At 77.0% G+C, this 10,516-nt stretch carries 7 protein-coding genes and 1 riboswitch; all 7 genes read right to left on the bottom strand.

Going from position 1 to position 10,516, the window contains the following annotated elements:
• Positions 1-237: 237 nt before the first annotated feature.
• Positions 238-381, bottom strand: a riboswitch (FMN riboswitch).
• A 45-nt stretch (positions 382-426) separates the two neighbouring features.
• The 7 genes from rpe to coaBC all read right to left on the bottom strand — a co-directional run bounded on the left by rpe (position 427) and on the right by coaBC (position 10,509).
• Entirely contained in the window at positions 427-1,092 is a 666-nt protein-coding gene (rpe, locus tag CAE01nite_RS05870) for a ribulose-phosphate 3-epimerase (protein ID WP_146901381.1), read from the bottom strand.
• A gap of 27 nt (positions 1,093-1,119) precedes the next feature.
• On the bottom strand, positions 1,120-2,793 hold the full coding sequence (locus tag CAE01nite_RS05865; protein ID WP_146901377.1) for an RsmB/NOP family class I SAM-dependent RNA methyltransferase: 1,674 nt from the start codon (positions 2,791-2,793) through the stop codon (positions 1,120-1,122).
• The gene (locus CAE01nite_RS05860) at positions 2,790-3,728 is read right to left on the bottom strand and encodes a methionyl-tRNA formyltransferase (protein WP_146901373.1); all 939 of its coding nucleotides are present in this window, start codon (positions 3,726-3,728) and stop codon (positions 2,790-2,792) included. The genes CAE01nite_RS05865 and CAE01nite_RS05860 overlap by 4 nt, the downstream gene beginning before the upstream one ends.
• Positions 3,729-3,800: 72 nt before the next feature.
• Positions 3,801-6,011 carry a primosomal protein N' gene (locus tag CAE01nite_RS05855; protein ID WP_146901456.1) on the bottom strand — a complete coding sequence of 737 codons (2,211 nt, stop codon included), beginning with the start codon at positions 6,009-6,011 and terminating at the stop codon, positions 3,801-3,803.
• A gap of 133 nt (positions 6,012-6,144) precedes the next feature.
• Positions 6,145-7,344 (bottom strand): methionine adenosyltransferase, encoded by a 1,200-nt coding sequence (gene metK / locus CAE01nite_RS05850; protein ID WP_146901367.1) that lies wholly within the window; start codon positions 7,342-7,344, stop codon positions 6,145-6,147.
• A 63-nt stretch (positions 7,345-7,407) separates the two neighbouring features.
• Positions 7,408-9,156 (bottom strand): alpha/beta hydrolase, encoded by a 1,749-nt coding sequence (locus tag CAE01nite_RS05845; RefSeq protein WP_146901365.1) that lies wholly within the window; start codon positions 9,154-9,156, stop codon positions 7,408-7,410.
• Positions 9,157-9,267: 111 nt separating this feature from the next.
• On the bottom strand, positions 9,268-10,509 hold the full coding sequence (gene coaBC / locus CAE01nite_RS05840; RefSeq protein ID WP_146901362.1) for a bifunctional phosphopantothenoylcysteine decarboxylase/phosphopantothenate--cysteine ligase CoaBC: 1,242 nt from the start codon (positions 10,507-10,509) through the stop codon (positions 9,268-9,270).
• Between the last annotated feature and the right edge of the window lie 7 nt (positions 10,510-10,516).

The raw sequence follows: 10,516 nt of genomic DNA, 5'->3' as shown, positions 1-10,516 counted from the left end.
GCGGTGGTGGTGGCGCTCACGGTGGCGTTGGCGGCGGCGCTCACGGTGGCGGTGGGAGCCGCGGTGGCGCGTGGCGGGGGTGCGCCGGTCGTGCCGAGCACCACGGGTCCACGGCTCTGGGTCGTCTGCACGCTGGTCACCTCCGGTCCGTCTGGCGGCTCCGGGGTGGACGAGGTGGCACGGCGGCGCGGACGCCGCTGGTCACCGCGGACCGCCCGGCGCAGGCCGGACGCACCGCCACGTACTTCCTCCCATCCGGACTTTGACCGTCGGTCCTGGAGTTCCACCAGGTCAACCGGCGTGCGTCCGGTGAGGGACGCGGCGCGCGGGTCGCGGACTATGACCGCCGGCTCGGATTTTCACCGACCCCGGAGCACGTGTGTGTTCGGCCCCGATCATGCCACAGGGGCGCAGGGCGTCCGCTCGTCAGTGCCGGTGGGCGCCGTCGGCCATGGAGCGGAGCACGTCGATCTCCGCGGCGACGTCGTCGGCGCCGTAGACCGCCGACCCGGCGACGAAGACGGTGGCGCCGGCGTCGGCGATGCGCTCGATCGTCGACCGGGACACCCCGCCGTCGACCTGCACCCACACGTCCAGTCCGGACGCGTCGATCGCGGCGCGGGCGCGGCGGATCTTGGGCAGCGTGCCCTCGATGAACGACTGGCCGCCGAACCCCGGCTCCACCGTCATGACCAGGAGCATGTCGATCTCGCCGAGCAGGTCCAGGAACGGCTCGACCGGGGTCGCGGGCCGCAGCGCCAGGCCGGCGCGGGCGCCGTGCCGCCGCAGCTCGCGGGCGAGCCGGACCGGAGCGGAGGCCGCCTCGGCGTGGAAGGTGACCGACGCGGCGCCCGCCTCGGCGAAGGCCGGCGCCCAGCGGTCCGGGTCCTCGATCATGAGGTGGGCGTCGACCGGCACCGGGGACACCTGCACGAGCCGCTCGACCACCGGCAGGCCGAGGGTGAGGTTCGGCACGAAGTGGTTGTCCATGACGTCGACGTGCGCGTAGTCCGCCCCCCGGATCGCGGCGAGGTCCCGCTCGAGGTTGGCGAAGTCGGCGGACAGGATGCTCGGGTTGATGAGGGCGCCCACCCGGGCGACCCTAGCGAACCGCTGCGCTCACGCCCGCCGGCGCAGCAGCGCCAGGAACATCGCGTCGGTGCCGTGCACGTGCGGCCACAGCTGGACGTCGGTGCGCTCGGTGAGCGGCAGGTCCGGTCCGGCGACGTCCCGCATCGCCACGCGCGTGTCGAGGACCTCGACGTCGTCGCGACGGCGCAGCACGTCCTTGACGACGAGCTGGGTCTCGACCAGGTGCGGCGAGCACGTCGCGTAGGCGACGACGCCGCCGGGGCGGACGGCGTCCAGTGCGGACGCGAGCAGCGACCGCTGCAGCTCCCCCAGGTGCGCCAGGTCGGCCGGGGTGCGGCGCCAGCGTGCCTCCGGACGACGACGCAGCGCGCCGAGCCCGGTGCACGGGGCGTCGAGCAGGACCCGGTCGTAGGCGCCGGGCTCCTCCTCGCCGACGGTCCGGCCGTCGCCGACCCGCACCGCCTCCACCGCGCGGGCGGGCACCGCCGCCAGGGCCCGCTCGACCAGTCGCGCGCGGTGCGGCTGCACCTCGTTCGCGACCAGGCGCGCGCCCCTCGTGGCGGCCAGGGCGCCGAGCAGCGCGGCCTTGCCGCCCGGGCCGGCGCACAGGTCCAGCCACCGCTCGTCCGCGCCGCCGTCGAGCGCGGCGGCGGCGAGCGCGAGCGCGACGAGCTGGCTGCCCTCGTCCTGGACCCCCGCGCGGCCGTCCCGGACCGTCCGCAGGGCACCGGGGTCGCCGCCGGACATCGTCACCGCGTACGGCGACCACCGGCCGGGCGAGGTGTCCTCGCGGGCCTGCTCGCGGACCTCGTCGACGTCCGACAGACCCGGTCGGGCGACCAGGGTGACGGCCGGGGCGGCGTTGTCCGCGGCGAGCAGGTCCCCGATCTCCCCCGCGTCCCGCCCGTGGGCGACCAGCGCCTCCCGCAGGGCGCGGGTGACCCACAGCGGGTGGCTCTCGGTCACGGCGAGGCGCGCGACGGCGTCGGTCCCGGCGGGGTCGGCGGCCGTCGCGATCCGGCTCAGCCAGGTGTCCAGGTCCTGCGCGCTGACCGCACGCAGGACGGCGTTGACGAACTGGGCGCTGCCGGCCCCGGTGCGGGCCCGCGCCAGCCCGACGGTCTCCGAGACGGCGGCGTGCGGCGGCACCCGCATGCCGAGCAGCTGGTGGGCGCCGAGCCGCAGCAGGTCCAGGACCGGCGGGTCGATGCGGTCCAGCGTCCGGCCGCCGGCGCACAGCTCGATGATCGCGTCGTAGCGACCTCGCAGCCGCAGCGCGCCGTACGCGAGCTCGGTGGCGAACCCGGCGTCCCGGCCGCGGATGTCCCGCTCGCGCAGCAGCGGCGGCAGGACCAGGTTGGCGTACGCGTCGGACCCGTCGACCTCGCGCAGGACGTCGAACGCGGCACCGCGGGCGGAGTCGGCGTCGCGGCGGCGCGCGGACGGCGCGGAGGCGGTGCGGTTCCCCTGCCCGGTCAGGCGGGCGGCGCCGCGCTCGCGGCCCGCGGCGTCCCGGCGGTCCGCGGCCGGGCTCCGGCGGTCGGGTGCCGGGCCGCGGCCACCGTGTCGGCCGGAGCCTCCCCGGTCCGGTCCTCCCCGGCCCGGTCCGCCCCGGTTCGCTCCGCCTCGGTCCGGTCCGCCTCCGTCCGGGCCGTCGCGACCGGCGCCGGCGGGGCGGCCGCCGGGCTCGCGCGGGGTCACGCCGCGGCTCCCAGGACCGTGCCGGCGTCCAGGCGGGCGCCGCGCGCCCACGCGGCCGCCGGCATGGGGCGTCGTCCGGCGGGTGCGACGTCCCCCAGGCGGACGGCGTGGCTCGCCGTCCCGACCAGCACGTCGTCCTTGAGCACGCGCAGCGCCCCCGGCGCGAGGTCCGTGACGGACGGCTCGGGGGTGACCGGTCCCAGCTTGAGGCGCGACCCGTCCGGCGCGGTCGTCCACGCACCCGGTGCCGGGGTGCAGCCCCGGATGCGACGGTCCACGGCGAGGGCGGGGTGGGACCACAGCACCCGGGCGTCGTCGACCTCGAGCCGGGGGGCCAGGCTCACGCCGTCCGGGGGCTGCGGGACCGGCTGGGCGACGCCGTCGGCTATCGCGTCGAGCGTGGCGACGAGCAGGCCGGCGCCGGCGGTGGCGAGCCGGCCCAGGAGGTCGCCGGCGGTGTCCCGGGGACGGATCGTCTCGGTCAGAGTCCCGAACACCGGCCCGGTGTCCAGCCCGGCCTCGATCCGGAACGTGCTCGCGCCGGTGACCTCGTCCCCGGCGATGACGGCGTGCTGCACCGGCGCGGCACCGCGCCAGGCGGGCAGCACGGAGAAGTGCAGGTTGACCCAGCCGTGGACCGGGACGTCGAGCACGGCCGGCGGCAGCAGCGCGCCGTAGGCGACGACCGGCGCGCAGTCGACGGCGAGCTCGGCCAGCCGGTGCTGGAAGTCGGCGTCGCGGGGGCTGCGAGGGGTGAGGACCTCCAGCCCCTCGGCGAGCGCGCGCTCCTTGACCGGGCTGGCCGCCATGGTGCGGCCACGACCGGCGCGGGCGTCCGGACGGGTCAGCACGGCGACGACCTCGTGGCGGGACGCGAGCAGCGCCTCCAGGGCGGGCACGGCCACGGCGGGGGTGCCGGCGAACAGCAGACGCATGACCTCGATCCTAGGTGCGGCTCCCCGGCGCGCCCGCCGCCGGTCGACGGGGCCGCGACCTGTCCGCAGGCGTCAGAGCATCTCCTTCGGGTCCACCTGGACGCGCACGGTCCCGCCCTCCCGGCGCGCGCTGCGCACGGACGCGGACGCCGCGAGCGTGGCCGCGAGCTCTCCGCCCGCGGCGAGCGGCACCCGCACCAGGGCGCGGACCGGGCTGTCGAGCGAGCCGGGCGCCCCCGCCGTCTCGGGCGCGTCCACCGCCACCGGCCCGAGCACCGTCCCACCCGCCGGCACCCGCACCCGGGCGAGGAACGCCGTGACCGCGTCGCGCGTCCCGGTGACCGCCGCGACCCGGACGGCGGGCGGCAGGTCGAGGGACCGGCGCTCGGCGAGCTCGCGCTCGGCGAACCCGACCGGGTCCCACCGGACCAGCGCCTGGGTGGGAGCGGGCGCGGCGTCCCCGACCAGCACGACGGTGCCCCCGGCGGAGGCCGGGCGGACCAGCGCCGCCGCCGTCATCCACCGGTGCAGCGCCTCCTCCCCCACCCGCAGCGACGCCCGGGCGGTCGACACCGCGGCGTCCAGCAGCAGCGCGGCGGCGTACCCGCCCTCGGCGACGGGCTCCGCGCCGGGGGTGGCGACCACGAGCGCCGGCCGCGACTCGACCCGGGCGAGCACCCCGGTCGCCGACCCGGCGCCGGACACCCGGACCGGGACGCCGGGGAACGCGCGCCCGAGCTCCTCCGCGGTCCGGTCCGACCCCACCCGGACCGAGCGCAGGGCCGTGCTCCCGCACTCGGTGCACCGCCAGGCGCCGGCCAGCGTGCCGCACCACGTGCACTGCGGGACGGCGTCGGCGGCGCCCAGCGCGAGCGGTCCCGAGCACGCCCGGCAGCGCGCGACCGCGCGGCACCGGGCGCACGCCACCACGGGCAGGTACCCGGCGCGCGGGACCTGCACCAGCACGGGCCCGGACGCCAGGGCGTCCCGGGCGGTCCGCCACGCCGGCGCCGGCAGCCTCGCCGCGGCGGCCGCGCCCTCCCGGGCGAGCTCGACGGAGGTCAGCGCCCGCACCCGCGCGGTGCGCTCGCGGACGACGGACCGCTCCGGCTGCAGGGGCCGCGCCCAGGTGAGGTCGACGAGCTGCTGCGCCTCGGTGGTGCGGGTGTGGCCGCCGAGCAGCGCGGCGCAGCCCGCCTGCTCGGCCCGGGCGACCAGGACCTCGCGCACGTGCGGGTACGGCGACCGGGGCTCGGAGTGCAGGTCGTCGGCGTCGTCCCAGCACACCACCAGCCCCAGGTCCGCCACCGGTGCCCAGGCCGCCGCCCGCGTCCCGACGACGACCTGCGCCGACCCGGTCAGCGCGGCGAGGAAGGCGCGGTACCGGGGGGCCGGTCCGGCGTCGGCCTCGAGCCGGACGAAGCCGCCGTCAGCGCCGGGTGCCCACGGGGGGACGCCGCCGGCCGTCAGAGCGGCCGCCAGGCGGTCCAGGTCCCGGGCGTCGGGCACCACGACGACGGACCCGCGGCCGCTGCGCGTGGTGGCGGCGACGGCCTCCGCGACGGCGGCCGGCCAGTCCTGCCCGGGCGGTCCCGGCAGCGCCGTCCAGACCGCGCGGGGGCTGCGTCCGGCGGCGAGGTGGTCGAGGAACGCGCGCCCACCGCGCAGGGCGGCCCACGCGCTCGGACCGGGCGCGGGGTCGCGCCCGGTGGGCACGTGGTCGCGCCCGGTGGGCACGGGGTCGGGCACCGGGTCGGGTCCGGCGGGCCCGCCGGGGCCGCCCGGCCGGGCGCGCCCCGCGGGCTCCTGCCCCGCCGCCCCCACCGCGATCATCTCCGCCTCGACCCGGGCGTGCCGCGGCGGGACGGCGAGGCGCAGCACGTCCCCGAGCGTCCCGGCGTACCGGTCGGCGACGGCACGCGCGAGCCGCAGCACCTCCGGCGCCAGGACGGCCACCGGGGACACCACCCGCCGCAGCGGCGCCAGCTCACCGTCGTGCTCCGGCTCGTCGGTGCGCTCCAGCAGGTACCCGTCGACCTCCCGCCCGGCGAACCGGACCTTGACCCGGCACCCGGGGCGCGCGTCGTCGTCCATGGACTGCGGGACGACGTACTCGAAGGTCCGGTCCAGGTGCGCCGGGACGACGTCGACGTGCACCCGGGCCACCGCACGCGTGGCGGCGGCCACCACGGGACCGGCGGTGCGCGGTCGGCGGCGGCGCGGTGCGGGCAGGCCGGCGAGCGCGAGCTGCTCCCCCTGCGGCACGCCGTCCTCCGCCGCCACCCCGGTCACCCCATGCTCGGACACCACCTGCTCGGACAGCACCTGCTCGGACAGCACCTGCTCGGACACCGCGCCACCCCATCACCGGCCACCCACGTCCGGGCCGGCCGGACGGGAGTCGCGGTGGACGGGCTCAGCCCAGGACCGACCGCAGGTCCTCCACGCGGTCCGTGCGCTCCCACGTGAAGTGCGGCAGCTCGCGGCCGAAGTGCCCGTAGGCGGCGGTCCTGCGGTAGATCGGCCGCAGCAGGTTGAGGTCGCGGATGAGCGCGGCCGGACGCAAGTCGAAGACCTCCCGGATGGCCGCGGTCAGCGCGCTGTCGGGGACGGTGCCGGTGCCGAACGTCTCGACGTACAGACCCACCGGGTGCGCCTTGCCGATGGCGTAGGCGACCTGGACCTCGCAGCGGCGCGCGTAGCCGGCGGCCACCACGTTCTTGGCCACCCACCGCATCGCGTACGCGGCCGACCGGTCGACCTTCGACGGGTCCTTGCCCGAGAAGGCGCCGCCGCCGTGGCGCGCCATGCCGCCGTAGGTGTCGACGATGATCTTGCGGCCGGTCAGGCCCGCGTCGCCCTGCGGTCCACCGATCACGAACACGCCCGTCGGGTTCACCAGCAGCCGGTGGCCGGCGGTGTCGATGCCCGCAGCGGCCAGCACGGGGGCCACGACGTGCTCGGCGATCGCCGGCTCGAGCTCGGTCCCCAGGTGCATGCCCGGGTCGTGCTGGGTGGACAGCACGACGGTGTCGACGCGGATCGGCTTGTCGCCGTCGTAGCCGATCGTCACCTGCGTCTTCCCGTCCGGGCGCAGGCCCGTGACGATGCCCTCCTTGCGGACCTGGGCGAGCCGCTCGGAGAGCCGGTGCGCCAGCCAGATCGGCAGCGGCAGCAGGGACGGCGTCTCGTCGCTGGCGTAGCCGAACATCAGCCCCTGGTCCCCGGCGCCCTGGGCGTCCAGCGGGTCGAGGTCCTCGTCGTCCTGGCGCAGCTCCCACGCCTTGTCCACGCCCTGGGCGATGTCCGGCGACTGGGCGCCGATGGACACCGACACGCCGCACGAGTCGCCGTCGAACCCGATGGCGGACGACGTGTACCCGATGCCCCGGACGACCTCGCGGACGACCTGCGGGATCTCGACGTATGCGCTCGTGGTGACCTCGCCGGCGACGTGCACCAGTCCCGTGGTGACCATGGTCTCGACCGCGACGCGCGCCGCCGGGTCCTGCTCGAGGATCGCGTCCAGGATCGCGTCGGAGATCTGGTCGCAGATCTTGTCGGGGTGGCCCTCCGTCACCGACTCGGACGTGAACAGGCGCAGGTCATCCGTCATGGGGACAGGGTAGTAGCGCCGGGCACCGCTGCCGCGCCGCGCCAGGCGGCCCGGGGACGGGCGTCACCGAGACGGCGCCGGGCGTGCGGCCGGGCCGGACCTGTCCAGCGCCTGCCGCGCCTCCGGAGGGAGGATGGCCGGCAGCACGGGCACGGGCGTCTGCGCCGGGCCCGCCTCCACCGGGTCGAACGGCGACCCCACCGGCTCGCAGGTCAGGTCTCCCGCCGGCGTGGCCGAAGTCAGCAGATAGGTCGCGACCGCCTCGTCGACGCAGTCGTCGTCCGCCGCGAGGAAGCCCCCGTGGCCCCAGCCGGCATAGGTGACCAGGCTGGAGTTCGGCAGCAGCTGCGAGGCGGCCACGGCACCGTGGTAGCCGGTCGCCGGGTCGAACCTGTTGCCCACGATCAGCACCGGGTTGGCGGTCCAGGCGTCCCAGGGGCCCGCGTACCGGTCAAGTCGGGCCTCCGCGGGCCAGATCGCGCACTCGCTCGTCCTCCAGTTCCAGAGGCGGCCGAAGTAGCTGCCGGCCTCGGCGGCGTCCGCGGCCTCGCGGTACCGGCGGTAGCTGCGGGGGTTCTCGGAGTCAGCGCACAGGACGGCCGCTCGCACGTCGAAGTCGTTGACGAGGTCGTCCGCGAGGCGGCCGGGCTGGTCCGGCTCGTGCTGCGCGTGCGGTGACGCCGCGCCGGACGGGACCGGAGGCAGGGATGCGGCGGCTTCCACCTCCGCGAGCGTGCCGGCCAGGAACGGCCAGAAGGCCGGTGAGTGCAGCGCGCCGAAGACCTGGAGGATCAGGTTGTTGAGGGTCACGGTCCTGGTCCCGGATCCGTCGAACAGCTCGATCGGCCCCGAGCGCAACCGCTGTGCGAGCCGCTCGAAGCGGTACGACGCGCCGGGTGCGAAAGGGCAACCCTGCCCGGCCTCGTCGCAGAGGCGGAAGAACTCCTCGAGGGTCTGCTGGGCGGACTCGGCCCCGCGCAGACGCGTCTCGACCGGCACGGTCCAGCGCTCGATGCCCTCACCCACCCACGCGCGGGGATCGATGACACCGTCGATCACCAGAGCCCGAACCCGGTCGGGGAACAGGTTGGCGTACGTCTGGCCGAGGAACGAGCCGTACGAGTAGCCCACGTAGGTCAGCTGCTCGTCGCCCACCGCCTGACGCAGGAGGTCCAGGTCCCGGGCGACGTCCGCCGTCGACATGTGCCGCAGGATCGGGCCGGCGTTCTCCCGGCAGGCGTGCACCACCCTCCGGTCCTCCGCGATGAACCGGTCCTCCTCGGCACCCGTCTCGGGGTACGGCGCCAGGGGGTCGCCCCAGGGCACGTCCGGGGCGCCGCCGAAGCACCGCACCGGGGTGCTCCCGGCGATCCCCCGGGGGTCGAAGCCGACGATGTCGAACCGCTCACGGACGGCGGCCGGGATGGCGAAGGCGAACCCTGGGACGTAGTCGACGCCCGAGTCGCCGGGACCGCCCGGGTTGACGAAGAGCGTGCCGATCCTGGTCGCCGGTGAGGTGGCCGGGACCCTGCGCAGCGCGAGGTCGATCGTCGGGCCGTCGGGACGGTCGTGGTCGAGCGGTACGCGGACGGTGGCGCAGTCGCTCGAGCCCAGACCGCACGGCGTCCACCCGATCGGTGGCATCGCCGGCGGGTCGAGGTCACGGTCGAGCTCGCGCACCGTCGCCCCTGCGGCCGAGGCGCCCGATGGCCCTCCGACGGCCGGGACCGCCGTGCCGACCAGCATCGTGGCCGCCAGCCCGAGGCCGACGACCGCGGCCGTGATGTCGGCTCGCATGACCTGTCGCTTCATGCCGCACCTCGAGGCCGAGCCCGGCGACGTCGCCGGGAGCCCGACGCTACTCGCCGCGTCACGAGCAGGACAAGGTGCCGTTCGCGGGTGCACCCGGGACGAGCGGGGTGCCTAGAGCAGGTGCACGACGGCGTCCAGCAGGCCGTCCGCGACGACGTCCTTGGACCCCGCGGCACGCCCGACCACGTCGCCGGACGCGTCCAGGATCGTCACCTCGTTGTCCGCGGTCCCGAAGCCGAGGCCGCCGCCGACGGCGTTCACCGCGAGCAGGTCGGCACCCTTGCGCCGGGCCTTGTGCCGGCCGTGCTCGAGCACGTCGCCGGCGTCGTCGCCGGTCTCCGCCGCGAACCCGACGACGACCTGGCCCGGGCGCCGCAGCTCCCCGGCGAGCTCGGCGAGGACGTCCGGGTTCGCCTCGAGGGCGATCGGGGCCACCACGCCGTCGTCACGCTTCTTGATCTTGTGCCCGGCTGTGCTCGCGGGACGGAAGTCGGCGACGGCGGCCGCCATCACCACGACGTCGGCGTCCTTGGCGGCGGCGTGGACCGCGTCGCGCAGCTCGGCGGTGGACTCCACGTGGACGACGTCGACGCCGTCCGGGTCCGGCAGCGTGACGTTGGCGGCGACCAGGGTGACCCGGGCGCCGCGGGCACGGGCCGCCCGGGCCAGGGCGAGGCCCTGACGGCCCGAGGAGCGGTTGCCGAGGAACCGGACCGGGTCGATCGGCTCGCGGGTGCCGCCGGCGGACACCACCACATGGCGTCCGGCCAGGTCCTGCGCGCGGGCCGGGTCCGTCCCGGCCGCGGCTGCGTGCGAGCCGGCGTCGCCCGGGCGCACCAGCGCCAGCGCGGCCGCGGCGATCTCGGCCGGCTCGGGCAGGCGTCCCGGGCCGGTGTCGCTGCCGGTGAGGCGTCCGGAGGCAGGCTCCAGGACGTGCACGCCCCGCTGGCGCAGCGTGGCGACGTTCGCCCGGGTCGCCGGGTGGTCCCACATCTCGGTGTGCATCGCCGGGGCGAGGAGCACCGGGCAGCGGACCGTCAGCAGCGTGCTGGTCAGCAGGTCGTCCGCCCGGCCGGTCGCCGCTCGCGAGAGCAGGTCCGCGGTGGCGGGCGCGACGACGAGGAGGTCCGCGCCCTGGCCCAGGGAGACGTGCGGGACGTGCTCGACGTCCTCGAACACCTCCGGCGTGGCCGGGTGACCGGACAGCGCCTCCCAGGTGGGCCGCCCGACGAACTCGAGGGCTGCGTGGGTCGGGATGACGCGGACGTCGTGCCCGGCCTCACGCAGCAGGCGCAGGAGCAGGACCGCCTTGTAGGCGGCGATCCCGCCCGCGACGCCGAGGAGGATGCGCACGGGCGGG

The organism is Cellulomonas aerilata, assembly GCF_007991755.1.
In the GTDB taxonomy this organism is placed as follows: domain Bacteria; phylum Actinomycetota; class Actinomycetes; order Actinomycetales; family Cellulomonadaceae; genus Pengzhenrongella; species Pengzhenrongella aerilata.
This window is presented reverse-complemented; position numbering and strand designations above follow the sequence as displayed.

Bases quoted from the DNA above. Each gene is read 5' to 3' on its own strand.
- CAE01nite_RS05860 (WP_146901373.1), bottom strand. From the start codon at position 3,728: ATGCGTCTGCTGTTCGCCGGCACCCCCGCCGTGGCCGTGCCCGCCCTG.
- metK (WP_146901367.1), bottom strand. From the start codon at position 7,344: ATGACGGATGACCTGCGCCTGTTCACGTCCGAGTCGGTGACGGAGGGC.
- CAE01nite_RS05845 (WP_146901365.1), bottom strand. From the start codon at position 9,156: ATGAAGCGACAGGTCATGCGAGCCGACATCACGGCCGCGGTCGTCGGC.